The organism is Nitrospira sp. (assembly GCA_029194665.1).
Classification (GTDB): domain Bacteria; phylum Nitrospirota; class Nitrospiria; order Nitrospirales; family Nitrospiraceae; genus Nitrospira_D.
The window spans coordinates 197,053-222,904 of the sequence record JARFXO010000002.1 but is presented as its reverse complement, the minus strand read 5'-3'; the positions used below and the strand labels follow the sequence as shown (position 1 = coordinate 222,904).

Below are 25,852 nucleotides of genomic sequence, written 5' to 3'. Positions count from 1 at the left end.
TAATTATAGCTAAGCCCATAGTTATGAATAGGCCTTCACGATCTGATCGAGGGTAGCGGTTTCATGGTATTCCCTGCGTTTCTTGAGGGCAGCGAAGTCCTGTTCGATCGGGTTAAAGTCGGGAGAGTACGGCGGCAGGAACAGCAGCGTGGCGCCGGTGGCCTCGATGAGCGCCGCCGTCTCCGACGATGTGTGAAAGGCCGCGTTGTCCATGATCACGAGGTGCTGGGCATTGAGACGCGGGCACAGCCTCGTCTTGAGCCAGGTGTTGAAGACCACCGTATCGCACGTCCCCTCAAACAGCAGTGGTTCTTCGAATCGCCCATCCATACGGGCCGCAATCAGCGAGGTCCGTGGCCGGCGCTGCCCGGAGACCAGGCCGTCCACGCGGTGACCCTTCGGTGCGTACCCATACCGCCGCGCCGTCGACGACGCAAACCCGCATTCATCGATATGGACGGGTCGTTTGCCACGGCGAAAGAACCGCTCGCGCAGGCGCAGGAATTGTTTCCGTTGCTGCGGATCGCGCTCCTGGTACCCGATCCTTTTTTTTATGGGTCAACGCCAGTTTGTGGAGTGCGTTCCAGATGCAATGCCGGGACACCTGGAAATGCCGTGCTCGCTCCGCTTGTGTCCGATCGGGATGGACTTCCACATGACGACGCAAGGCGTCCCAATCCAGTTTGTGGGGTCGTTGTGGGCCGGGACGCTTGTATGCTAGGCCGCCGGGCTTGAGCCAGCGGTAGACGCTGGCCTCGCCCACCTTGAATCGCCGAGCCGCCTCGGCCTTGCTGCCACCACTCCGGACAAAATCCACGACCCGTTGGCGCAAATCTGATGAGCATCTCATGCCCCATGATCGCAAAGTCCACCGTCAATGTCCATCAGTAATTGAGGGCTTGGCTATAACCGGTCCGCGCACCTCGGGACCGCTCTTCAGCGGACCGCTTGGTACAAAGTGGGTCTTTCGCCAAGCAGAAGAATTTGACGTCTTTGCCGGTCCCGTGATACTGCTCTAGCCATATAAGAAGGTCGTTTGAATTATGCATAAAGATTATTTAAATCACCTATGCATATGACCCTGGGGCTGGCGATGCGCCGGTTCACGGCCGGCAGCACAGCGGGACACTAGCTCGACCGCGATCCGCTTTCGTGGGTCGTCCATGGGCGCGTTGCCGACTGGAAGCCGCGAGCAGCGTACTGTACGGGAGAATATCTCGATGTGCGGAATCCTTGGAGTGCTGTACCACGGGTCGCTTGAAACGCCGGACCAAGAACGCCTGGAGGCCTCCGCGCGCTTGCTCCACCATCGCGGCCCCGATCATCAGGCGATCTTCGCTGGCGAAGGGATTGGACTCGTTCACACCCGCCTCGCCCTCCTGGATCTCAACCCACGCAGCAATCAGCCCTTTTGGGATAGTACAGCTCGGTACGTGCTCGCATATAATGGCGAGATCTACAACTATCTTGAACTGCGCGCTGAGTTGGAGGCTCGAGGTGTCCAGTTCAGGACGACAAGCGACACCGAGGTCCTTCTCGAGTGCCTCATCCACCAGGGCGTGGATGCAACCCTACCGAGGCTCGAGGGGATGTTTGCCTTTGCTCTCTATGACAAGGAGGAGCGCTCGCTCGTCCTCGCTCGCGACCGCTTCGGAATCAAACCCCTGCACGTCTGCGCGACGGAGGACCAATTCGTCTTCGCATCGGAGATCGGTGCGATGCGCCCGTGGGTGCCGTTTCGGGCGGATGCGCTCACCATCTCGTCCTATATCCAAGGCTTCGGTGGGCCCACACAGGGGCATACGTTCTACCAGAACATCCGGATCGTGCCGCCGGGAACGACAGTGAGTGTCTCAAGCGACGGCCACGCCCATTGGCGCCGCTTCTGGCACATGAGCGACTTCTGGGATCAGGCCGAGGTGGAACGACTCAGGCACCTCAGGCCGAAGCAGGTCGTCGACGCGGTGGAGGAGGTCCTCCTCGAGAGTGTGCGAGGTCAGCTGGTCGCGGATGCGCCGGTGGGCGCTCTCTGCAGCGGTGGCGTCGACTCCTCGCTCACCATGGCCATGGCCGCACGGTTTCATAACCACCTGGCCATCTTTCACGCGAACGTGATCGGCCCACACAGTGAGTACGAAGCGGCGGCAAAGCTTGCGAAGCATCTGAGGCTGGATCTGAAGACGGTTGCAGTCGTCGACCAGGACAGCATCGACAGCATACCGGAAGTCATCCGGCACTACGGTCATCCCTTCACCTATCATCTCAACTCGGTACCTTTTCTCATGGTATCAAAGCTGGTGCGCGACCACCGGGTCAAAGCGATCCTGTCTGGAGAAGGGGCGGACGAGTGCTATGTCGGGTATCCATGGCTGATCTTCAACCTACGCGCGGCCGTAGTGCGATCCCTGTTGGAGCTACCGCGTGTATCGTGGCATCTGGCGAGAGGCTTGGCGAGACGGCTGATCGGACGAGCGATGCCAGCAGTAGTTTCCGAGGACGATTCCACGGTCGTACAGGGACTGCACAATCGATTCGAGAGGGACATGGAGAAAGCCGAACTCAGGAGCGCGGTGCGGGACAAGACCGGACGGGAGCCGACGGACCAAGACCTTGTGACGGTTAATTACTTAAGCTACCACCTGCGGACGCTCTTGCATCGGAACGATTGCCTGGGAATGGCGGCGAGTATCGAATCGCGATTCCCCTTCTTGGACAGCCGCTTGGTGAGACTCGCCGTCAACATGCCCTACAACCTCAAAGTCAGGTTCTCTCCTTCAGCAGTGGCGCGAGGGCATTACTTCCTGCGCGACAAATGGGTGCTGCGGGAAGTTGCGGCGCGCTATCTGCCCCCAGAACTGGCGTATCGCAAGAAAATGGGTTTCCCGACCAACGCGCAGTATCGGATGAAGATACGCCCGGAGCTGTTCGCAGGGTCTTTCGTAGCGGACCTCTTCGAATTGACCGACCGTGAGGTTCGGCACCTCCTGGAGCGGGGCAGCCAGCAGCTGCGGCTAAGACTTTTGCACCTTGAGATGTGGGCACGTGTGTGCCTTGAAGGTCCGCCGATCGATCGGATGAGCTCCCGGCTCAAGGATCACGTGAGCATGCAAACACGCCCGTGAGGACTTCACCGCCCGACGCGCGGACTGAGGCCCACCGCGACGGGAATTGCTCGACATAGCGGAGTGGGAAACAGGCAGTTTACCTGGAGTCTCTTTAGATACAGTGGTAGGGATGCACTAGAGTGTGTCCTCAATTTAGTTTTGAGGATTCACAAGGGGTTGAGTTTGTGCTTCACTGTTCAGAGGCCGATGGGGAGGCTTCTGAATGGTCCGACGATATGGATTGCGGGACGATCAGTGGAAGCGGATTGAAGGATTGCTGCCGGGGCGTGAAGACACTGTTGGCGTGACGGCGAAGGATAATCGGTTGTTCGTGGAGGCCGTGCTCGATCGGTACCGGACGGGCATTCCCTGGCGAGATTTACCGGAACGGTTTGGTCCATGGAAGGCGGTGCATACGCGTTTTACACGCTGGTGCGAGCGTGGCGTGTGGGAAGTGGTGTTGACCCAGCTGGCTGCCGATGCCGACAACGAATACGCCATGATCGACTCCGCCATCGTGCGTGCGCATCAGCATGCGGCAGGGGCGCGGAAAAAGGGGGCACGCAACCCAAGACGTCCGCGACCGGGAAGCCATCGGGCGTAGCAAGGGCGGACTGACCACCAAAATCCAGGCCACGGTAGATGGGCTTGGCAATCCGCTCCGCTTCATCTTGACGCTGGTTCAGGCGTCAGACTGCACGCAAACCGCACCGTTATTGGCAGGGCTTCCCGCGCAATACGTCATTGTCGACAAGGGATATGACAGAGGCTAGAGCATTCCTCGAATAGCCTGGATCAGAAAATGATTCCCTATCACGCGCCGTTGTGATTCCCTGTCGAGACCGGGAAGGAGGCCGGATGGATGGGGAAAGGCTATTCGCAGGACTTGCGGGAACGGGTGATTGACGCGGTGGTTGAGGGGAAGCTGTCGCGGCGGGAAGCAGCAGCACGCTTTGGCGTGAGTGACTCGTCAGCGATCCGGTGGGTTGCCCGCTACCTGCAAACGGGGGCACGGGGGATCATTGGCACCGGCGGCCACCGCCCATCGAAACTGAAGCCGCACCGGGAGTGGCTGTTACACGTGCTGGAGGTTGAACCGGACATCACCCTGATGGCGTTGTCGACGCGGTTCTTCAACGAGCGTGGTGTGAAGGCGACAACGGGGATGCTGTCGTATTTTTATATCGGCGAAGGGATCCGCTTTAAAAAAAACCGTCCACGCCAGCGAACAGGATCGGCCGGATGTCGCTCAGCGCCGCACGCGCTGGAAGAACCAGCAGGCGAAGCTCGATCCCCGGCGCCTGGTGTTCATCGATGAGACCTGGATCAAAACGAACATGGTGCGCACACATGGCCGCTGTCGTAACGGCGAGCGCCTGCGAGCCAAGGTGCCGCATGGGCACTGGAAAACCCTGACGTTCGTGGGGGCGCTGCGCCTAGACGGCCTGACCGCGCCGTGTGTTCTCGACGGCCCTCTCGATGGTGATAGCTTCCTGGCTTATGTCGAGCATTGTCTGGTCCCGATCCTGAAGCCTGGTGACATGGTCGTCCTCGACAACCTCACCAGCCACAAGAACAAGGCTGTCCACACCGCCATCCGCAAGGCTGGGGCAACCCGCCTCCTGCTCCCTCAATACTCCCCCGACCTCAACCCGATCGAACAGGTCTTCGCCAAGATCAAGACGCTTCTGCGGAAGGCCGCTGAACGAACGGTCGAACCCCTGTGGAGGAAACTCGGCCAGCTTCTCAAAACCTTCCAGCCCAACGAGTGCGCCAACTACTTCAGGAATGCGGGCTATGCATCAACCTAAAAAGGGAACGCTCTAGAACTCTCACGACGGTGATGACGATCATGGCCATGATCGTTAAGTGACTCAACAGAGGGCAGCTTGCCGTAACGGAGCAGGGGCAGACACTGTAGTAGCGGTATCTGCCCGTACTGGGCAACCGACAGGTTTACCTCGCTCGCGCACCCCAGACGGCGTCATCTGAACGGTTCTTCTGAAAGAAGTGGAATAGAAGAGGTACTGGGACTTTCTGTGCCACAAACGCATCTCCTTCCAGTTACGTCGGAGGCTGCATGAGAGGTCAGCGGTCCATTTACTTCCACAGGGTCTCCGGTTGATTGTTGACTGAAACCCCTATTCATGGGAGGCCGACATGGAGAAAGAAGCGATACGCAGCAAGGTCAAGGCCGCTCGACTCGAGAAGAAACTCACGATTGCCGACGTCGCGAAAGCCCTCGGCAAGAACCCCGCGTTTGTGGCGGTGGCCTTGAATGGTAATCACCGATTTACCCCGGACGAAGCGGTGAAGGTCGGCAAGCTTTTGGATTTGGACAATGAGATTGTCCAGGCCTTGAGCCGCTTTCCGGTACGCACGGATCTGCCCAACATGACGGACCCGTTCAAGTACCGGTTGCTCGAAATTGTCGGTGTGTACGGCGATTCCTTGCGCGAGATGGCGAACGAGATGTTCGGTGACGGCATCATGAGCGCGATCGATTTCACGGTGGACATGGAAAAGGTCACCGGCAGCCAGGGTGAAACCCGCTGCAAAATCACGCTGAACGGCAAATGGCTTGAATATAAGTCGTTCTGACGAGCGGTTTGTCCGCAGCCGGGCAGCGCTATGATCGTGCTACCCAGTTAGGTGGTCAGCCATCGGACGGTGATCAGATGCTCGACCGCGTGGAATTCAGGATCGCTTGTTAAGACGGTTCCTGACAGGCGATGGGCGGTTGCGATGCAAAAGGCATCGGCATAAGAGACCGCATAGGCACTTTTGATTTCCGCTGCCTCTCGCACCAAAGGAAGGTCCACCGGCACCAGTTCGATGGGTAACTGTTCCAATAGATGGAGGGCTTCCACGGCTTGACCGGCCCCAACCTTGCGTTTGACGATGTAAAAGAACTCGCCCCAATTGATCCAGTTCAACAAAGCCTTAGTTCCTGCTCGTTGCTGATCATACAACGCAGCTCGGACTTTCTCCCACCCCGGCTCCTTATGAAACAGACTGACCAGCGCGAAGCTATCGAGAACGAGTTTTTTGCTCACGACGCTTCTCCTCTTGATGCTCGCGACGGAGGTCGTCCGTTAAGGAGAACTTGCCCGTGAGAAAGCCTGTAGCTGCCGCGATAGGGTCGTCAGCCGCCGGTGTGATGACTAAGCGGCCGCCTTCTTCGATCAACTGGACCTTTCCGCCCGCCCTGAAGCCGAGTTTATGTCGAAGTTGCCGAGGAATCAAAATTTGCCCTTTCGATGAAATTTGTGAGACAGCCATAGAAACCTCCACCATTTTTGAATAAGCATACCAAATATAGAAAACGCGGACAATCTATAATTATTTCGCCAAACTAGAAAAGCATGAAACTTCGTCACCTACTCTCACAGCCGTTTACGTCGATCTCCGGAGGCGTTCGGCTCATCGAGCAGCGCGGCCAAAGCGCCGACCATCCCATTCTCGCCAGCATGCCGGAGACACGGTATTTGAAGTGTTTTATTGTGCAGGAGTTGTAATCGACGGTCATCTCTGATGCAGCCCGCGCATCAACGGTCATAAGTCAATACGCGTGCCGGGCCACATAAGTGTCGAAGCACGTGCAATACATGGAAAGACGTGTGAGACTTTGTTATCCTCGGAAGGGTCGGTTCCGGTGATAGGACGGTTGCTCATATCCCTGAAACAGAGCGATGCACGCGCTCGCGCGGCATGGCCTGAATGCAAATACCTACGATGCGATACGAAATTGAAATACGCAAGCGAGCCGAGAAGATTTGGCGTCGCTCCCAAAAGCCGACGCCCAACGTATTGTCGACGCGTTATTTCTCTTGGAGGAAGGACTGACGGGCGATATCAAAAAACTGGCCAGTGCGATGCGCGAGTATCGTCTGCGGATCGGCGTGTGGCGGGTCTTGTTTGAAATCGTGGAGCACAAAATCATTATTTATCGAATTCTCCATCGGAAGGAGGCCTACCGGTAGACGTATGAAAGCGCAAATTATCGAAAAACACGGCAAGAAAGAATTTGCCGTCATACCGTACAAGGATTTTCTTCGGCTGCAAGAGGAGGTCGAAGACTATCATGATCTTCGTGATCTTCGCAGAGCCAAGGCAGATCCCAAAAATCGACAGGGGCGACCACTGGATCTCGTTGCCGCAACGCTAGGATTAAAAAGGAAGTCTTAACCTTCCACTCCGACGGACGCCACCCCATCATGACCTGTCGAGCGGCGCGTGGCAGGAATCTACCAGCTTGATGAGCAAGGTGCAGCGGCCCCCGACGCCAAGCGTGATATCCGACTCATCGACCAACGAGGCCAGAGTGCCGACCATCCGATCCTCGCCAGTATGTCGAAGACACGCTACGTGAAGTGTTTCATCGTGCAGGTGTTGTAGCAAACAACTGCCTAAAGGTAGAGCATTCGCACCAACGGCAATCGGGTAATCTGCCTGCTACCTTTTTCTCATTCCCAAGCAGATCTAGATACCATGATTACGTAGAATGTCCTGGCTTTCTTCGCAGAAGGACCAGAGTCTTGATCGTTAGGTCGAGCCATAGGATCCTGTTGTTTCGTTGCGTAGAGCCGTTTATCTATGAATGAATCTCACTCCAACGCCGAACACGTCGACGTCTTCCTCTGCCACAACAGCGAGGACAAGCCAGAGATCCGCCAGATTGCGGATGAGTTGTCCCGCAGAGGCCTTAAGCCGTGGTTGGACGAACGGGAAATCCTGCCTGGGACAGTATGGATAGAAGTCCTGGATAGGCAGATCGGTACGATCAAGGCTGCTGCGGTTTTTGTCGGGAAGAGTGGGATTGGCCCTTGGCAACAAAATGAAATGTGGGCATTCATTCAACAATTCGTCGCCCGAGCCTGTCCCGTCATTCCAGTGATCTTGTCGTCGGCCACGGAAACACCCGACCTCCCTAACTTGCTCCAAATCTTCGACTGGGTGGATTTCCGAAAGACCGACCCAGACCCATATGAGAAGCTGATACGCGGAATCACAGGAGAGAAATCTGACTATCGAAAGAAATTGTTCCCGACCAGTGTTTTACTGACACCAAGTCAAGACGATGCGAAAGTGGAGCTGTATTCTCCCATCGCTGCCCCCCGGACAAGAAGCAGCGCGAGCAACTCGGGATTCTCCGAGATCGTGTGCAGGAATACTGGGTCGATGGAGTACTCAGGCAGTCGCTCTACCATGAAGTGCTGATCTTGCTGGGCAAACGCCAGATGGATGAGATGGTGGAACAGCCGCCCTGGAAATATGTCGGTGACCTACCGGATCGCTGCCGCGAGTTGCTCCAGCAAGATCACAATATCCACACCGTCTTTGATGAAACGGGTCTTCTTCTCATCTTAGGAGAACCAGGATCTGGGAAGACGACGAGTCTGCTGGAACTTGCGGCTGTCCTGATCAGCAGAACGAAGAACGATCCAAAAGAACGAGTGCCCATCGTATTGAATCTGTCGAGTTGGCAAAAGAATCAGTCGCTTGAGGAGTGGATCGCAGCTGAGCTCTCGGCCAAGTACCGCATTCCGGTGAAGATCGCGAGGGCGTGGCTGGCGAATGGCTATCTTGTGCCGTTGTTGGATGGATTGGATGAAGTTCAACTTGCCAACCAACTAGATTGCGTGGCGGCCATCAATACATTCATTGAGACTCGCAATCCATCTGGACTGATCGTCTGTAGCCGATTGATGGAGTATGGGCGGCTCACCAAGAGGCTCAAACTGAATGGTGCCATCTGCATCCAGCCGTTGGGTCAGGAAGAGAAGATATGAGTAATTTTCTCACATCTGGCGGTCCACAATTGGCGGGGCTCCAACAGGCCATGAGTAGCGATCCTGTGTTACAGGACCTAGCACAGACTCCACTGATGCTCAGCATCATGAGCCTAGCCTGTGAGGGAGTAGATGGAAAAGCTCTAGCGAGCCACAAGGGCGAATCACCACAAGTGCGTCGAGAGCAAATCTTCCAACTCTATGTAGAACGGATGTTTCAACGGAAGAAATCAATCACAAGTCCGTTTCCTCAGGACCAAACCATTCGCTGGCTCTCATGGTTGGCTCGGAAAATGAAAGAACAGTCACAGTCCGTATTTATGGTTGAGGAACTCCAGCCTCATTGGTTGGACTCTACGGGCCAAAGGTTAGCGTACGAAGCTGTAGCGGCGCTACTTGCAGGACTGACTGTTGGTTTAATCATTTCGCTGGTCGTTGTGACTGGAAGTGGGCTAAGTGAAGGGCTTTGGCTTGGGCTGTTCAGTGGGATAAGTTTTTTTGTGGGTTGTCGGACAAAGTTGCCTGTAATAAATGGGGTAGTATGTTGTCTGTTAGTTATCATGTTGATGGTTATGCTTGGAGGGCTCGTGAACTTTGATAAAGGTTTAATACCTGTTGGGTCCTTTATTGGACCGATCGGGGGATTGGGAATTGGTTCTCTAAAGGAAATTCATCTTGTTGAAGCTATGTCATGGAGTTGGAGAGCGTTTTTGAGAAATACTGGCTTATTAGTAACAATGGTGCTCATCACGTTTTTGTTGGCTCAGATATGGGGATCTGAATCTGGGAAGGTCACGAAATCCAACGCATTGCTTTACGTGCTGGTGGGGTTTGGGCTGTTCACAGGATTGGTGGTTGGGATAAGCCGCGGGCTGATCGATCAAATTAGGGCGGATAAAGACTCTCCGAATCAAGGCGTTACGCTGTCCCTGAGAAACGGGTTGGTTGTATTACTACTCTGTGTGTTGCTCGGTGTAATGATAATTGGGCTATTTAGAATGATGGACCACGGGTTGGACTATGTGCTAAGGGGATCATTGGTCCTTGAGTTAGGGCCCAGCATGCTACTTGGTCTGACGGTCGGGCTCAATCGTGGCGGTTCAACTGTGGTGAAACACTATTCACTTCGACTAGTTCTCTGGCTGACAAGCTCCACACCCTTCCGATTCATTCCGTTCCTCGACCACTGCGCCAAGCTGATCCTCCTCAAGAAGGTAGGTGGTGGCTACATATTTATTCACCGATCTCTCCTCGAATATTTCGCGGGACTTCCCTCGCAGGATGCGAGTGCGAGGAAAACCTCACCGGGCTCCTCTTCATAATTCCAGCGAATGAAACAAAACGGAGGAGCAGAAGATAATCGGGAGGTTCTTGTTGAAGTCGACGCGCAAGCTGTCGGTGCGCCACCGTGGTTCAGTCTTCCACGCCCACGCTGATCACGATGAGCACCGCATAGTCTTGCTTCGTGCAGCCCTCGACCGGAGGCATCGTTCCCCCTGGCGCAACTGGAAATGCCGTCTACTTCGCCTTAGCCGGCGAGCACGAAATACCCACCTAGAACTCTGGACAGGTTTTGATCAGTTGATGTATGTGCTGTTCCTTAAGCTAGCGATAGTGCAAAAGGGATGGTTGGCATGAAACTACCAAACGCTGATCGGGCAGTCGTGGATGTACGCAAGCTCCGCGACTACTGCCTGAATGCCGACCATCCTCGCGGTCAACACAAGGCTCGTGTCTTTAAGCGCGCGTTGAGGTGGACAGTTGACGAGGCAGAAGATGTGCGACGCAGGCTCTTGCAGGCCGCGCTCCAAACAGATGCTAGTTTTCTCGGCGCAGATGACTACGGACAGCGGTATGCGTTAGACTTTGCTGCACAGGGAATGAGTGGGCCAGCGACCGTGCGGAGTTTATGGATCATTCGTCATGGCGAAGATTATCCCCGATTCGCTTCGTGTTATGTTCTTTAGCCGGGAGCATCCATCATGAACCATGAAATTCGCGTGCTTGATGTGGTAGCGCTGACCGAAGATATCTCTGATCGCCGCTTACTGCGTGGGCAAGTGGGGACTGTGGTGGAATCACTTGATCCGGGTGTGTTTGAGGTGGAGTTTGTGGATAACGATGGCAAGACCTACGCCATGCTCCCTCTGAAATCCAGCCAATTGCTAGTGTTGCACTATCAGCCCGCGTGATCTTTCGCAATCTTGAGGAATATGAAAAGAGGTGGGGAATCGTTTATTGACTGCCGCGCAAGTCGTCGGTGCGTCACCGCGGTTCAGTTTTCCACGCCCACGCCGATCACGATGAGTACCGCATAGTCCTGCTTCGTGCAGCCCTCGACCGGAGGCATCGTTCCTCCTGGCGCAACTGGAAACGCCGTCTGCTTCGCGTGAGCAGGCGAGCACGAACCACCCACTGTCGCCGCGGTATAGCGCGCGGAACGGCAGGCCAGGTGGGTCACATCGTAGAGCGTCGCGCCTTGATCGAGCTCCCAGCGCCTGTCGCCATGGCTGTCGGCGGGATGAATAGTCAGCACGGCTGTCACCTTGCGGGCGCCCGTGACCAGATATTTTCCGGGAGGGAGTGGAACGGTCGGTTGCTCCATGATCAAGCCATGTTCCTCCAGCCACCAGTCCGTCTCGTCGAATTTCCAGCGCGCCGGGGCGACACCATCGGAAGTTTTTAGTGATTGATAGCGGTTCAGCTTCACGCCTCGAGGACCTGGGTCCAGTGGCCACAGACCCCACAATTGCGCGCCGTGTCCGGAGGTCGCACCTGGATCGCCCAACGCCGCAATGTACTGAGTCGAGATGCGCGTGAACTTCGTCTTGCTTCCGTCTGCAGCCTGTACCGGTAGAGCCACGATGCCGATCGTCACCAGCAATGCCGTCGCAAGGCAGGCGCGGCGACTGAGCTGCTGTGTGCCCCTGAGTGTTGAGATCATCAGGCAACATTCCTTTCACGATAGGTCAGCAACCACCGGATCACCACCATCTTTCTTTTACCAGCCCGGCCGTACGGATATCCAGCATGACATCAACCTCGCTTCGGCGACACATCAGCCGCCGCGGGCTCTGGCCTACAAGGCAGCCGTTGGCACAACCAGCAACGCGGGCGGGTGGGTTGCGAGGGAGGCGCGGCACCGGAAGGGACAAAGATCGCCTGGTGGAACAGGCCGTCTAATTGTTCTAGACCCTCCATGATTCCGCGAGACGTATCTTTTGCCTTGATGGCGGGCAGTGATTGGTGTATACGCTCGCACACTGGCGCACGAGAGTAAGGTGCCTAGGGGGTGGCGCTGATCGGACTTCACGCGAGGTTCGCCGTGGAACTGCCGTTGATTCTGTCCGGTCCGATTCTTCGCAGGGTTGAGCCTGGGTTAGTTTCTGTTTGGGTTGCACTGAGCAAAGCGTGCTCGGTGCAGCTGTCATTGTTTGATGGTCTTGCGAAGGCTGGCGACACGCCGAAGTTCAGCCGGGACGCTGATAGGGCAGACACCATCGCCATCGGCGATAAGCTGCACATCGCCGTCGTGATGATGAAACTCACCGGCCCCGATGTGCTCAAGCCCGGGCAGATCTATTCCTACAACATTTCGCTCACCGAAAAGACGGGCGGTCCGCTGAAGGACCTGAAGTCGCTCAACTTGCTCAAGGACGATGTGCTCAGCACGACACCCGTCGAGAGGCGCAGGCTCGCCTTGGGCTATGCGCTAGATCAGCTGCCCAGCTTCGCCCTTCCGCCGGACAAGCTTAGCGACTTGAAGATCGTTCACGGTTCCTGCCGCATACAGGTGGCGGGATTATCGGACGCGCTTCCCTGGCTCGATGATCTGATCAAGGAGCAATTCCAGAACCCGAACCAACGCATCCATCAACTCCTCCTTGCCGGCGATCAAATTTATGCGGACGATGTGGAACGGCGGGTGCTCCCTCAGATGATCGCCCTTGGCCAAGAGCTACTGGCCAAACGGGAGTTCTTGCCGACCAACGAGCCTAACGGACTAGCGGCCAAGTTCAGCGCAGCGGACGAGAAGAACTTTCCCGTGGGGATGCGCAAGAATCTCGTGCTGTCGGAAGCGCGAATGACGACGGTCGACAATCATTCCCATCTGTTGTCCTTCGGTGAACTGGCGGCGATGTATCTCTTTGCCTGGAATAACGAGCTGTGGCGGCCCGCCGCGATCAAAGACTTCGACGACAGCATCGCGGAGTTTCGCACCAGCTACAACGTCAAGGTTCCCGATACCGTGCTGCCGATCTTCCGCCGTCGTGACGACAAAAATAAGCCCAAGATCGCTGATGCGTTGCTTCGCCGATTCATCGACTTCGCATTCAAGACACTTACTGTCGAGGAGCTGAAATCGGCCATCAAGAAGAAGGACGAGTTCGATCCTGTCGTGCGAGATCCGATCGATACGGATACGCTGCAGGCCGGCAAACTGCCGGCGCAAGGATCGCCGGTGCGCGGCACATTTCCCAAGGTCTATATGTTTGCGGATGGGCTCACAGCAGAGGAGCTCGCCAAGTTCAAAGACTTCATGCAGCAGCTCAAGGACGATCTCGGGGGTTTGTACAAAGTCGCTCTTGATCGAGGCCGAGACAATTGCCTAGAGGCCCTCAAGAATCAACACAAGATCCGGCGTGCCATGTCCAACGTTCCCACCTACATGATGTGGGACGACCACGAAGTCACCGACGATTGGAACTTAAATCCAATGTGGCGTGATCGTGTGATGACCAATCCTTTAGGCCGTGCCTGTGTCCGCAACGGCATGTTGGCGTTCGCGCTGTTTCAAGGCTGGGGCAACGATCCCGAGAAGTACCTGCAAGGAAAGCCGAAGAGACTCTTGGAACTGGCGTCGCAGCTGTACTCCACCACCTCAACTGCGACGATGCAGCAAACTGCGAATGACGAAATCGAGCAGCTCTTTGGTTTGAACCGGCGTACGGTTGATGTGACGAAGTTCGAGGATCAATTGTCCTGGCACTTTTCGGTGCCGGGCACGAGGCATCTCGTGCTGGCTCTCGATAACCGCACACAGCGGAACTGGGTCACTCGCGGAGGGCCGCCCACGAACATCATTCTCGACGCGATCGAGAAACAGATTCCAGCCGGTCCGTTGCCGGAAGGGAAAGAAGTGCTGATTGTCGTTGCGCCGCTGCCGGTGCTCGGTCCGCCGATGTTCGATGAGCTGATTGCGCCATTGGCCTATCGCGCCTTCGATGTCAAGGAGATCATCGCCAACGGCAACGAAAATCTGCGTGGCATGCCCGGCACGAATCCCGATGCGATTGAAGCGTGGGCATTCGATCCGAAAGCGACCGAGGCGTTGCTCAAGCGGCTGGAACCCTACCGCAAAGTCGTCCTGCTTTCCGGTGACGTGCACTACGGCTCGGCGCAAGCGATGAGCTACTGGAAGAACACCGATCCCGATGGCAATCCCTGCCGCTTCGTGCAATTCACGTCCAGCGGCTTCAAGAAGGTCTTGCCGGAGTATTTGCGCGATATCGATCTGCGTCTCTCTCGTGCGCAGCAGCTCATACGCGCCCACATCAACGCCGAGCGTCTAGGCTGGAACGCGAAGGCCGACGTGCTCAATGACAAGGCGAAGCAGGCGGTTCCTGCATTGCGGGCGCGGCTGGAAGAAGCCCCTATGTTGCTTCCTGCCTACGGGTGGCCGGAGGGAACAGCCGTGAAGCCGACCACGCCGCCTGATTGGTCGTGGCGGATCAACGTGTTGCTCGACGAACGGCCGGAATTCAACGGTCAGCCCTATGAGCCGGACAAAGAGCGCCCAGAGGCAGCGAAGCCTCCATCAGCGGGGATCGATATCGTGGCCACGCCGATTCCGAATCCCAACTTCCGCAGCAATTTCGCCGATGCCTATCGCCGTCTAGTCGCGCGCCATCATCGAAGCTTCGACGTCATGCGTAATGGCAGGCAGCTCTGTATCGGCAGCAATCTGGGGCTGATCCATTTCAAGATCCTCAAGGACGCTCAGAATCAAGACGTCCTGCACGCGATTCAGGAACTGCACACGGTTTTTCCGTACGAATTGCCGAATGCGTCAGAAGATCACCAACCGTTCACGACGCACAAGGCAAGACTCACGGGTAATCCGTTGGAGAAGCGGCCCCTGCTGCGAGGACAACCATGAGCGCCGAGAATTTCCTGCAGACTGTCGTCGGCAAGGTTGGCGAATTCTACGAGTGGCTGGCCGACCGTTTGAACGACGATGCGGCCCGCGCCGAGGTGCTCATCGATCTGGGGCTGCCGCCCAATATACCCGTGGGGCAGCCGTTCCCGCAGCACCAGATCAAGGGGATCAATGAGTATCGCAAGACGATCAGCGTCGAAACGGAGGTCTCCACGGCGCACGCACAGGATCTCGGCAAGGTCCTGGGCCTGTCTTCGAGTAAGGCGGCGAAGCTGGTGCTGCCGGAGAAGAATCTCGCCAATATCCGCGCCTATCGCGATGCCAAGGACCCGAGCTTCGACGATTTCAAGAAGGCGCTCGGCGATATCAAGGAAGTCTTCACCACGCTGACGAACTTCGTGAAAGCGCTGGATGTCGAGGGCGTTCATAGCATTCCGGAGCTGGTTCACCGTTTGATCGACATCTTGATGGTGGACTATCTGCGGCTGCACTACCCCATCATTTATTGGTCCGCGCAACCGCTTGGCTTTCTGGAAGAGCCGCTCACCGCCACGATTCCGCATGTGGTGTGGAACCGCTTTGTCACGATCTTTAGCGAGCACGGTTGGCTGCTCGACGATGAAGAGCAAGCACGCACATTTTCCGACAATGTGTTCATTCCCCTTTCGGCGGCGCTCGTCATTCTGGAGTTCATGGGGTTGACGTCCTCCACGTCGCGCGAGGACGACGGCGATCTTTCGACGTTGGCCATTGAGCCGCTCTACGGTTGGGAACCAGCGCCCGGTTCCGCCACGCCGCTCCTCGACAAGATGTCCGAGCGCACGCTCTCGCTCCGCTTCAATTGGAAGGAGCGCGACCCAGCCGACCCCAAGAAAGCCGTCGACAAGAACGGCACGCTCACGTTGCTGTTCGTACCCAAGATTCACGGCGGTCCCGGATTGATGGTCTCCTTCGAGTTCGGCGCGAGCATCAACGTCCCAATCAACAAAGATTGGCGCTTCAAGGTCACGCCGTCGGTGACGGCCGGGGCCTTATTCTTTCATCTCGAGGAGTTTACCAAGTCCAGCGTCGGGGGACCGGGACAGCTGAGCATCAAGTTCGGCTTCGAGGGCGGGGGTGCCGAAACACCGCTTTACCGGCTTGGCAAGGAAGACGGCTCGCATCTGCAATTCGGTAAGTTTGAAGCAGAATTCGAATTGTCTCCTGCCGTTGCAGGCGTGCGGGCGCTCTCGCGCGAGAGCGAGGTGGTGCTGAATCTCGATAAATCCGGGAATGGATTTCTATCGCAGATTCTATCGGGGGAGAAGAAAATTCCGCTGAACCTGGGGGTGGGATGGTCGACGGAGCGGGGATTTTTTCTGGAGGGCGGCAAGGGCAACGTCATCACCCAAACCAATCCGCCGCCTCCGTCCGCGTTGCCGCGTCTCGTTGCACCGTCAAGAGCCCGCCGGGCTCGCGAAGTCGTCGCCGCCAACGACACTGATCTCAATCGCATCACGCCCGTCGGCAAGACGTTCGGGCCTGCGCGGATACAGTTTCTGTCGCTTGGCCTCAAGCCACAATCGGAGGACGGGAACGCCAAACTCACTCTGGCCGCCACTCTTGCCGCGGACGTGCAATTGGGCCCGGTCACGGCCAGCTTCGACAAGATGGGCTTCGCGCTGACCGTCGATTTCGTCAAGCCCGACGCCAGCCTCGGCCTGTTCGATTTGGATTTCGGATTTCAGCCGCCCAAGGCCATCGGCCTGGACATAGACGGCAAGGTCATTCACGGCGGAGGATTCTTGGATCTCGATCGCGAACACTCGCAATATGCCGGCGCTCTGCACTTGGAGATTGAAGGCTTCGCGGCGCTCTCGGCTCTGGGTCTGCTGAACACGAACATACCAGGAGGCGGCTTCTCGCTCCTCGTGATCATCACGGCGGACGGCTTCAAACCCATTCCCATCGGCTTCGGCTTCATGCTCACAGGCATCGGGGGCCTGTTGGGCATTCATCGTACGGTCAATGAAGATGCGGTGCAGGCGGGCGTGCGCGCCGACACGCTCAATGCCGTGCTCGCGCCGAAGGACCTGGTCCGCAATGCGCCGCAGTACCTCAGCGTGATTCGCAACTTCTTCCCGGTGGCGCGCGATCACTACTTGTTCGGCCTCGTGGCACAGATCACCTGGGGCACACCGCCGCTGATCACCATCAATCTAGCGCTGATCCTCGAGTTGGGCGTACGGACGCGATTCCTCATCATGGGGCAGGTATCGGCCGTCCTGCCGAAGAAAGATCTGGATCTGGTTCGTCTGCGGATGAACATCTTCGGCGGCGTAGATTTCGACCAAAAGCGCGCGTTTCTGGACGCGGTGCTGTTCGATTCCCGCCTTGTCGATCGCTTCGTCATCACGGGCGAAATGCGCATGCGTCTGAGCTGGGGCAACCAGCCGTTCTTTGCGCTCTCGGTCGGTGGATTGCATCCGGCTTTCGTCCCACCGCCGGGCTTGGAGCGCATGCAACGCGCGGCGATCGTCTTCGCAGACTCGGACAATTTGAAGATCCGTTGCGAGTCCTACTTCGCGATCACGTCGAACACGGTGCAGTTCGGTGCGCGCGCCGAGCTGTTCGCCAAGAAATCGAAGTTCAGCATCTCGGGTCAAGCCGGGTACGATGTGCTGATTCAGTTCGATCCGTTCCATTTCATCGCCTCGTTGCACGCATCATTGCAGTTGAAAGCCGGCTCGACGAATCTGTTCAAGGTCAGCTTTGCGGGTGAGCTCTCCGGCCCGCGTCCGCTGAACGTCAAGGGTAAGGCGACATTCGAAATCTGGTGGATCGATTTCACCGTGTCGTTCAACGCCACGCTGGTGTCCGGCGAAAAGCCGCCGCTTCCTGCACCTGTCGACGTGGGGGCCTTACTGCGCACCGCGTTGGCCGACGCCGCAGCCTGGAACGCGGAGATGCCGGGGACCAGCGAGCGTCTCGTGAGCTTGCGAGAGGGCCCGGCCGGTGCGGTCCGCATTCATCCGCTGAGCACGTTGACGGTGAAGCAAAGTGTGGTGCCGCTCAACACGTCGATTTCTCGCTTTGGTAATACGCGTCCAGTGGGCGGCACGCAAGAATTCCGTATCCAGCAGATCGTGGTGGGCGCCGCCACACGAACGCCGCTGGCCGGCGATCTAGTCCGCGATCATTTCGCACCCGCGCAGTTTCGTGACTTGTCCGAAGACCAGAAACTGTCGAGCCCGTCATTTGAGCTTTTGCCCGCCGGTGTCAGCGTCGGCAGCAATGCAGCGGATTGCGGAACGCCGGTGCAGGCTGCTGTGGATTTTGAGGATATCGTCATCCCGAGCCCGCCCGAAGAGCCACGGACAACCACGACCGTTCAGTTCGATGTGGCGAAGCGATTTTCGGAATGGAGCGCGGTCGGGATGAGCGACACCGCTCGTCTAGGTGCGATCCGCTATCGCGCGGCGGCGATTTCGTCGCTCGTGGAACCGAGGACGTTTACGGTGAAATCCAAGATCGATCTGTCAAACCTCGAAGGGACGACGACGTTCGCGACAAGGCTCGAAGCTCAAGATGCTCTGAAGACGTTGAATAAAGAAGACGCAGCGAATTTCCAAGTCGTCGCGAGGCGGTAGCGGAGTGACATCCGCGCCAGAGGCATGCAACGCGGCTGGGCGGGGCAGGAAGGAGCGGTTTCTATGGCCGACAATGCAGTACGACACTTCTTACCGTGGGTCCGGCAAGGTGCTGCCTCCGGCATCACGACGCCGGATTCCCTCGGCTCCGCCCAACGCGCCGACGTCTCGCTCCCGGTGAGCGTGCAGCTGAACAACTTCAATGTGCCTGCTCGTGATGTTCGTCTTTACGGTCCTGCCGATGTCACCGCGATCGATCCGCGTCAGATCGTTCGGGTGCAGCCGCGCCATCAGACCACGAACTTTGAGTCCAATTTCTTCCCGCTGGTTGAATTCGATCGGCCCGATTTCCCATGGCTCTTCACTCCTGCAAAAGCCGGTGCAGGGGAGCGGCTGCGGCCCTGGATCTGTCTGGTCGTGGTGCGCAAGAAGCCAAGCGTCACATTCGGCCGTACCGACACATCGCCGCTGTCGGTACTCGAGTTCACAAGCCCTGTGGCGGAGGATCTGCCCGATCTCGAAGAATCGTGGGCCTGGGCACATGCGCAGGTTGTGGGTTCCTCAACCGATACGGTGCCCATTCTCAAAAATGCCATCGAAGCCGCTCCGGCGCGCACCGTGTCACGGTTCATCTGTCCACGGCGTCTCGATCCGGATGTGGCCTATATTGCCTGTGTGGTGCCGGCGTTTGAAGTCGGACGGAAGGCCGGTCTCGGACTTCCTGTCGCAGGGCAAGAGCTCGAAAAGCTTGAGCCGGCGTGGCGTCTCGATCAGCCGACGGCGCCGTTCCAGTTGCCCGTATTTTATTCGTGGGAATTCACGACCGGGCCGGAAGGCGATTTCGAATCCTTGGTGCGCGACCTCAAGCCACAGCCGCTCCCTGAAAACGTAGGTACGCGATCGCTCGATCTTACCTCGCCGGAATTCGGGCTTCCTTCCGGCGGCGTGATTGTGATGAAGGGCATCCTCAAGCCGCCGGAGCCGATCACGGCCCAGCCGCAACCGGTATCACAAACGCTACAAGGAAAACTGGCGGACATTTTGAACGCTCCTGCCGACGCACTGAGCCAGCCGGTGGCTCAGGACCCCATCGTCGCGCCACCCATCTACGGCTCGACCTATCCGCCGAGGGAACGTGTTGAAGTGGGCGTTACGCCGCAGCATTGGATCAACGACCTTAACCTGGATCCTCGGGATCGCATCGCCGCGAGCTTCGGCACGCGTATCGTGCACGAGGATCAGGAACATCTCATGGCTTCGGCCTGGCAGCAGGTGGATGCGATCGAGAAGAAAAACGAAGAGCGGCGGCGAAAGCAGTTGGCCACTGTTACGCGTCAGGCGACCTGGGTACGCCACGTCAGGCCGATTGAAGATGACGGCTTGCTGCAGGTCACAGGATCGAGCTTGGCGAAAGTCGCGGTGTCGGTGAAGGTGGGAGACACCAACGTTCAGCGTACGGTGGCATGGCAGTTGAGCGGATCGGAGGCACCGGGATTCCAATCTGCCGCGTTGAGGCGAGTGGCGCGTCCCCGCGGACCGATCAATCGGCGCGCGCTGACACCGGCGATTGTCCAGAATCAAACATTCGCGCGTCCGATGGTGAAACTTCTACAAGCGCTGCCGCCGGTGAACCGTGTCGTGATTACTGTTCCACCACGAATTTTCGTCGGCCGTATGGCGACAATCAAGAGCGTCTCGGATGCTGCGAATACCCCGCAAATCGATCAGGCGAGACTTGTGCCTGCCAACTTCAATTCCACCGTGCGGCCTCCGGTGCTGACGATCCGTGGGCCGCAGGGCGATCTTTTTCGAGCCGTCGACGACGGAGGGCTGCGTGAGCCCACCCTGATGGCGGAATTCCGTCAAGCTGCCGTCGTGCATTTGTCGAAGCTTGTGCGAATCGGAGGCATCGGCAAAATCGATTTCCGCCTTCCCGACGTGGGATCGCTGAAAGGACGGCTTCGGCCGTTGCAGCTGTCGGCCGGATCGACCAGGAGAGGGCTAAGAGATGCAGCCGTTCCGGACGAAGAGCAAATTCTGGCGCATCCGCAATTTCCGGCGCCGATGTCCGAGCGTCTCGTGGAGCTCGCCCCGGAGTTCCTCCTGCCGGGGCTCGAACATGTCCCACCCAACAGTGTCACGTTGGTGCAGCCGAATTCGCGCTTCATCGAAGCATTTATGATCGGCTTGAATCACGAGATGGGTCGCGAGCTGCTCTGGCGCGAGTACCCTACGGACCGGCGCGGCAGTTACTTCCGCTTCTTCTGGAATCGTCGTGGCTCGGCGCAGCAAGAATTCATGCAGCCCATTCACACCTGGAACAGTCCGCTGGGCCGCAATCCTTCTGCCTCGGGAAACCCCGATCAGTTGGTGTTGTTAGTGCGTGGCGAGCTCTTTCGACGCTATCCCAACGCCGTGATCTACGCCGCAAAGGCCACGGGTACGGCCGCCAATCCCAAACTCACGACGCAGGAGAATTACCCCTTGTTCCGTGGCTCGGCGCCGCCCGATGTGGTGTTCTTCGGCTTTGATCTGAAGGCCAGTGTGGCCCGAGGTACCGATCCAGATCCCGGGTGGTTCTTCGTGATCCAGCAACAGCCCGGCGAGCCGGACTTCGGACTCGACATGCCGAAGGATATCGCTCCACAGCCGCCACGCGTCACGGACTGGAATCAACTGACCTGGCGCCATCTGGTACAGTCGGCGGCCGAACTGCGGGAGCTGGTTCATGTGAAGGTCGGCGTGAAGCCCGATCAGCCGCCACCGCCGCTTCCCGACACCTCGGCCGATCCGTCCGGAGCTCAGTGGGGAGCGAATGGCGCGCACATGGCGCGCATCACGCTGCAGAAACCGGTGCGCATCGCAATCCTTGCCCGACAGATGTTGCCCTGAAGGATACCCATGCCGGACCCGTTGTTGATACATGGTGACCGCCCGCTCGTACTGTTTCCGGTTCGATTGGAGACCCGCTTCTTCGGGCAAGAGCTGCGTATTCGTGTGTTTCCAGACAAGATTCATGTCGACACGCACGAGCCGGAGCTCACCGCAGACGAAGTCGAATGGGGCAAGCATTTCCATAGATTGTTGTGGAACGCGGCCACGGACGAGGCGCGAAAGGATGCGTGGCGACAACTTGCGGAGCGTTACGGCGCGGAACGTGCGGCATGGGTGGTTCGTCAACTGACGCCGACCAATCCTACGGAGCGGCCGACGAAGCCGCCCAACTTCCCGTCGCCGCCGGTACGTCCCGACAAGCAGCAGAATGAAACCTGGACTCGCGCCCCACGCACCACGGTGCTTCCCGATCAGTGGATCGCGACCGCATTCGTGCAGGGCACAGCTGCAGTGACCGTCGCCGGGCAACTGATTCCGGATATTCTGCCTGTGGGGCCGAACCCTCAAGCCACCGTCCTTCAAAACGACGACACACTGGCCATCGATGATGGCATGAAGTGGATGGTCGACTTCGACGAAGCCGAACGCCTGGGCATGGGGTTGCGCATGCAGCTGCCGACGGCGGCTCCGAAAATCGATCTGCTCCTGGTTTTTGGTGTGAAGACATCGCTCGATAGCGCAGCGTCAGCGGCTCGGCTGAAGGAGTTGATCGAAGCACATCAATACACCGACGGCTTGAGCCTCGTCACGCAAGGCACGCCGACGAACAACACGGAAGACGTTGCATCCGGCTTCAGTACCGACGATCCGGGAGAGGACAAGAGCTTTCATCTGATTCTCGGCGCCCCTCGGTTCCAGGCAGGAGACGGATCGGATGGAGAGGAGCTCTCGAAGGCCCTCGGGCTTCCCATAGCGCTGCTGGCGCGCACAGACAACGCGGATGCGCGCGAGCAACGCGAAGCCCTCGACATGAATCGCGTACTCTGGCCGTCGACCTGGGGCTACTACTTGGAACAAATGATAGGGCTCGGCTTCTTCAACGGCGATCCGTCCGGCCTGTTTTCTGAAGACCTGATCGATGTGAACGTGGAATGGGCGCGACAACACTTTGTCGATCATGTGCGAGCCGGTGGACCGCTTCCCACCATCCGCGTCGGCAAGCAACCCTACGGCGTCCTGCCCGTCACGGCACTCGAGTTCTGGGGGCCCACGCCCGAGGATGGGAAAACGGCCTCAAAGGACGCTGCTGTGGTGGAATTGATGCGCCGTCTCCAAAACTACTGGAGCGATGAAAGCCGGACGGCGGCGCGCATGGGCAATCACAGTGATCCCGACATCGACTTCAGCGAAGTCTTTGCGATGGATGGGTTGTCCACGGATTACTCCATTCGGAACATCTTCGGACTCTTTTACACCCAAGAACTATTCGAGTTCTTGCGGACCCCGACATCCGACGTCTGGAATCGAACGCAAAGCTCGCAGGCGATCTCGGCGCTGAGGCTGATCGCCGGACTTCGCGGCGTCACGCCGCGCGCGGCGCTGACGGTATGCGATCCTGCACGTTCCTCCCTGAACCTGCCGTTGATCCAGGCGTCGTCGGCTGCGGACTTCACCTTCAACTACATCGATCAGTTATTGAAGGCGCCGGATCTCGATGCCGTACTCCAACATGTGTCTATTCCGGTTCCATTCAGCCTACTGTATCTGCTGCTGCGGCATTCGATGATGGTCGAATACGCGAATGCCGCAGCGCGCCTGCTCGGTCGTGAACCGCATCTACGGGCCGAGCCGGAGCATGTCCGCTTCTCGCAACTCCCGATGGAAACGCCGCTCGACCGCATTATTGCCGCAGCACTGCACACTGGACAGCCGTTCACTCAGCCTGCCGACAGAAACGTGCAGGATTTCCGCAAGAGTCTCGAAGCCTTGAAGGGGTTGAAGACCCACAAGTTGTCGATGTTGATGCGCGGCACACTCGATCTCACGTCGCATCGCCTGGACGCCTGGGTGACGTCGTTCGCGACGAAACGCCTCAAGAATATGCGGCAGAGGGATCCGGCGGGTGTGTATCTGGGAGGCTATGGCTGGGTCGAGAACCTGCAGCCAGGACCGCCACGGACCGAGGTGACGGCGCCACCCAACGAACCCGGACCAATCTTTGGATTCCGTCACGATCCCGGTTTCGTTCACGCGCCGTCGCTCGATCATGCAGCCACCGTGGCGGTGCTGCGCAGCGGCCATCTTACGCGGTTCGGCCGGACTCCCGATCCGGAAGCCGATCCACTCGCCATTGATCTTTCTTCCGAGCGCGCTCGTAGGGCACAACACCTGCTCGATGGCGTGCGGTCCGGACAGCCGCTCGGCGCGCTCTTGGGCTATCGCTTCGAGCGCGGCCTGCATGAGCGTGGGCTCGATCCCTTCATCGCGGCGTTTCGCGAACAAGCGCCGCTGAACGCCACGCGCGTCGACGAGAACGGGCAGGCGGTGGAGAGCGTCCCGGCCAACCATGTGGTGGACGGACTGAACCTCCTGCGCCAGATCAACGAGCCGAATGCACGGCCACGTGTTCTCCAGGTCGTGGGTAATCGGGCGGGGTTCCCCGTGCCGCCCATTGTGAACGTGGAGCTCGATGCGTTAGCCGACAGCGTCGATGCGTTGAGCGATGCGTTACTGGCCGAGAGCGCCTATCACGTCGTGCGCGGAAATCCCAGCCGCGCCGCCGCCACGCTCGACGCCTTGGAGCGCGGCGAAGCCCCGCCGCCGGAACTGGAGGTGATCCGCACGCCGCGGACCGGTTCCGCCTTCACGCATCGTGTGGTGGCGTTGTTTCCGGGCACTCCGGCGGCCATCGCAGACTGGACGCCGACCCCGCGATCATTGGCCGAGCCGTTCCTCAACGCGTGGGCGGCAAAGCTGTTGGGCAATCCCATGAAGGTCCGTTGCGTGGTTGAACGCGTGAATAGCACGACGGGCGTGGTGGTCGATACACAAGAGTTTCGACTGAAGGACTTGAAGCTCGCGCCGATCGACGTGATTCACGCACAGGAAGCGAGCGAAGACTCGCCGCTTTCGGAGCTTGAGCAGCGGTTTCTTTTTGCAGCGCGGCGAAAGGTGTCCCTCGCTGCGACACAAACGCTGCGGCTCAATCCTGTGCGGGATCCCTCATGGCCCATGACGGATCTCAGTTGGTCGGAATTCACCGAAGTGGTGCGGACGGCGCGCAATCTGTTGAGCGGGGGGCGCGCACTTCGTGCGGGCGACATCAATGCCGCCGCAGTCGTTGACTCACCGACCATTCTCGATTCGGCAAACTTGAAGGCACGGGCAGACCGTGCGGTGGCATCGCTCCGTCAGCTGGAGACCAAGTTGAAAACGGCGCTGGCCGGTGTTACGCCGACCACGCTGGCGCCGCTGCGATCTGCGATGCACACGATTGCCCTATTCGGTATCCCGGGAGCCATCCCCCTGTCGGCGGTCGGCCAAACTGAAGCGGATTTGAAGACGCTCGTTTTCCAAGCGCGATCCATCGACCGCGAAGCCACGGAGCGCCTGGCGAAAGCCGATGCCGCGACGGATCCGGCGGAGCGGCTGAAACATCTCTTCGGTAATAACTTCGTGGTATTGTCGCGATTCCGCCCGCCGAATTTGCTCGAAATCCAACGGGCGTTGGGCGCGAGCACCGCGCTTCAAGACGGCGACCCGTTCACGGTCGTGACGTTCCATCAGCGCATAGCACGAGTCCGTGAGGGCGTCGCACGACTCGACGACGCGCTGCAATATGCTGAAGCCCTCAACAACGGCGACGCACTCACACTGCAGGTGGCGCAGCTTCCACAACGCGATGGCGATCGCTGGGTCGGCCTGCCTGCAGCGTCCGACACGCCGATTCCGCCGGGACGGCTCTCGTTGGTCGTGCACATGCCCGAAGCCATCGATTTCACGCAGCCTACCATCGCCGGCCTGCTGATCGACGAATGGGTCGAGGTGGTGCCCAACTCCAATGAAACCACCGGCGTCGTGTTCCAGTACAACCAGCCTGATTCTGTTGCGCCACAGGCGATTTTGGTGGCCGCTCATCCCAATCCGATGGAGCAAGCGTTCTGGACGATCCCGTGGCTTGAAAAAGTGCTGCGCGAGACCGTCAATTTGGTCCACATGCGTGCGGTGACTCCTGACCTACTCGACGAGACCAGTCACTATCTCCCCGCCGCGTATTTCGCCTTCAATGCGGAAGGCCATACCGTCTCGACGGACTTTTTTGAGAGGGACTAG

General features: G+C 58.3%; 20 protein-coding genes and 2 pseudogenes. 17 read left to right on the top strand and 5 right to left on the bottom strand.

Going from position 1 to position 25,852, the window contains the following annotated elements; all coding sequences use genetic code 11:
* Positions 1 to 21: 21 nt before the first annotated feature.
* Positions 22 to 495, bottom strand: coding sequence for an IS630 family transposase (locus P0119_06700; GenBank protein MDF0665749.1), 474 nt, complete (start codon positions 493 to 495; stop codon positions 22 to 24).
* Positions 446 to 850, bottom strand: coding sequence for an IS630 transposase-related protein (locus P0119_06695; protein ID MDF0665748.1), 405 nt, complete (start codon positions 848 to 850; stop codon positions 446 to 448). The genes P0119_06700 and P0119_06695 overlap by 50 nt, the downstream gene beginning before the upstream one ends.
* A gap of 313 nt (positions 851 to 1,163) precedes the next feature.
* On the opposite strand from P0119_06695, the gene asnB reads away from it, so the two are divergent.
* From asnB to cynS, 4 genes and pseudogenes are all read left to right on the top strand, one after another.
* Positions 1,164 to 3,122, top strand: coding sequence for an asparagine synthase (glutamine-hydrolyzing) (asnB, locus tag P0119_06690; protein MDF0665747.1), 1,959 nt, complete (start codon positions 1,164 to 1,166; stop codon positions 3,120 to 3,122).
* Between the two features lie 205 nt (positions 3,123 to 3,327).
* A pseudogene (locus P0119_06685) lies at positions 3,328 to 3,868 on the top strand (IS5 family transposase).
* Positions 3,869 to 3,966: 98 nt separating this feature from the next.
* Positions 3,967 to 4,915, top strand: a protein-coding gene (locus P0119_06680) for an IS630 family transposase (protein ID MDF0665746.1) whose coding sequence is annotated in 2 segments (ribosomal slippage) — positions 3,967 to 4,308 and positions 4,310 to 4,915 — 948 coding nt in all. Because the reading frame shifts where the segments join, the coding sequence is not laid out codon by codon here.
* Between the two features lie 349 nt (positions 4,916 to 5,264).
* Complete coding sequence (gene cynS, locus P0119_06675) at positions 5,265 to 5,705, top strand: cyanase (GenBank protein MDF0665745.1); 441 nt, start codon at positions 5,265 to 5,267, stop codon at positions 5,703 to 5,705.
* A gap of 47 nt (positions 5,706 to 5,752) precedes the next feature.
* On the opposite strand, the gene P0119_06670 is transcribed toward cynS, so the two are convergent.
* Positions 5,753 to 6,160: a type II toxin-antitoxin system VapC family toxin gene (locus tag P0119_06670; protein ID MDF0665744.1), complete on the bottom strand. Its 408-nt coding sequence runs from the start codon at positions 6,158 to 6,160 to the stop codon at positions 5,753 to 5,755.
* Entirely contained in the window at positions 6,135 to 6,386 is a 252-nt protein-coding gene (locus P0119_06665) for an AbrB/MazE/SpoVT family DNA-binding domain-containing protein (GenBank protein MDF0665743.1), read from the bottom strand. The genes P0119_06670 and P0119_06665 overlap by 26 nt, the downstream gene beginning before the upstream one ends.
* Before the next feature lie 83 nt (positions 6,387 to 6,469).
* Between P0119_06665 and P0119_06660 the strand changes: the two genes are divergently transcribed.
* The 9 genes and pseudogenes from P0119_06660 to P0119_06620 all read left to right on the top strand — a co-directional run bounded on the left by P0119_06660 (position 6,470) and on the right by P0119_06620 (position 11,088).
* A complete protein-coding gene (locus P0119_06660) occupies positions 6,470 to 6,622 on the top strand; it encodes a hypothetical protein (GenBank protein ID MDF0665742.1) in 153 nt (50 codons plus the stop codon).
* Positions 6,623 to 6,877: 255 nt separating this feature from the next.
* Positions 6,878 to 7,087, top strand: a pseudogene (locus P0119_06655) (type II toxin-antitoxin system RelE/ParE family toxin).
* A 4-nt stretch (positions 7,088 to 7,091) separates the two neighbouring features.
* On the top strand, positions 7,092 to 7,292 hold the full coding sequence (locus P0119_06650; protein MDF0665741.1) for a type II toxin-antitoxin system Phd/YefM family antitoxin: 201 nt from the start codon (positions 7,092 to 7,094) through the stop codon (positions 7,290 to 7,292).
* 48 nt (positions 7,293 to 7,340) lie between these two features.
* Positions 7,341 to 7,502 (top strand): hypothetical protein, encoded by a 162-nt coding sequence (locus tag P0119_06645; protein MDF0665740.1) that lies wholly within the window; start codon positions 7,341 to 7,343, stop codon positions 7,500 to 7,502.
* 198 nt (positions 7,503 to 7,700) lie between these two features.
* Positions 7,701 to 8,324, top strand: coding sequence for a toll/interleukin-1 receptor domain-containing protein (locus P0119_06640; protein ID MDF0665739.1), 624 nt, complete (start codon positions 7,701 to 7,703; stop codon positions 8,322 to 8,324).
* Positions 8,267 to 8,896, top strand: coding sequence for an NACHT domain-containing protein (locus P0119_06635; GenBank protein ID MDF0665738.1), 630 nt, complete (start codon positions 8,267 to 8,269; stop codon positions 8,894 to 8,896). The genes P0119_06640 and P0119_06635 overlap by 58 nt, the downstream gene beginning before the upstream one ends.
* Positions 8,893 to 10,218 (top strand): hypothetical protein, encoded by a 1,326-nt coding sequence (locus P0119_06630; protein MDF0665737.1) that lies wholly within the window; start codon positions 8,893 to 8,895, stop codon positions 10,216 to 10,218. Before P0119_06635 ends, P0119_06630 begins: the two co-directional genes overlap by 4 nt.
* 312 nt (positions 10,219 to 10,530) lie before the next feature.
* On the top strand, positions 10,531 to 10,863 hold the full coding sequence (locus P0119_06625) for a hypothetical protein (protein MDF0665736.1): 333 nt from the start codon (positions 10,531 to 10,533) through the stop codon (positions 10,861 to 10,863).
* A 15-nt stretch (positions 10,864 to 10,878) separates the two neighbouring features.
* Entirely contained in the window at positions 10,879 to 11,088 is a 210-nt protein-coding gene (locus P0119_06620) for a DUF4926 domain-containing protein (GenBank protein ID MDF0665735.1), read from the top strand.
* A gap of 83 nt (positions 11,089 to 11,171) precedes the next feature.
* On the opposite strand, the gene P0119_06615 is transcribed toward P0119_06620, so the two are convergent.
* A complete protein-coding gene (locus P0119_06615; protein MDF0665734.1) occupies positions 11,172 to 11,840 on the bottom strand; it encodes a hypothetical protein in 669 nt (222 codons plus the stop codon).
* 348 nt (positions 11,841 to 12,188) lie between these two features.
* On the opposite strand from P0119_06615, the gene P0119_06610 reads away from it, so the two are divergent.
* From P0119_06610 to P0119_06595, 4 genes are all read left to right on the top strand, one after another.
* The gene (locus P0119_06610) at positions 12,189 to 15,056 is read left to right on the top strand and encodes a hypothetical protein (protein ID MDF0665733.1); all 2,868 of its coding nucleotides are present in this window, start codon (positions 12,189 to 12,191) and stop codon (positions 15,054 to 15,056) included.
* Positions 15,053 to 18,685, top strand: a complete 3,633-nt coding sequence (locus P0119_06605; protein MDF0665732.1) for a hypothetical protein — start codon at positions 15,053 to 15,055, stop codon at positions 18,683 to 18,685. The genes P0119_06610 and P0119_06605 overlap by 4 nt, the downstream gene beginning before the upstream one ends.
* A 63-nt stretch (positions 18,686 to 18,748) precedes the next feature.
* Positions 18,749 to 21,577 carry a hypothetical protein gene (locus P0119_06600; protein MDF0665731.1) on the top strand — a complete coding sequence of 943 codons (2,829 nt, stop codon included), beginning with the start codon at positions 18,749 to 18,751 and terminating at the stop codon, positions 21,575 to 21,577.
* 9 nt (positions 21,578 to 21,586) lie between these two features.
* Positions 21,587 to 25,852: a hypothetical protein gene (locus P0119_06595; protein ID MDF0665730.1), complete on the top strand. Its 4,266-nt coding sequence runs from the start codon at positions 21,587 to 21,589 to the stop codon at positions 25,850 to 25,852.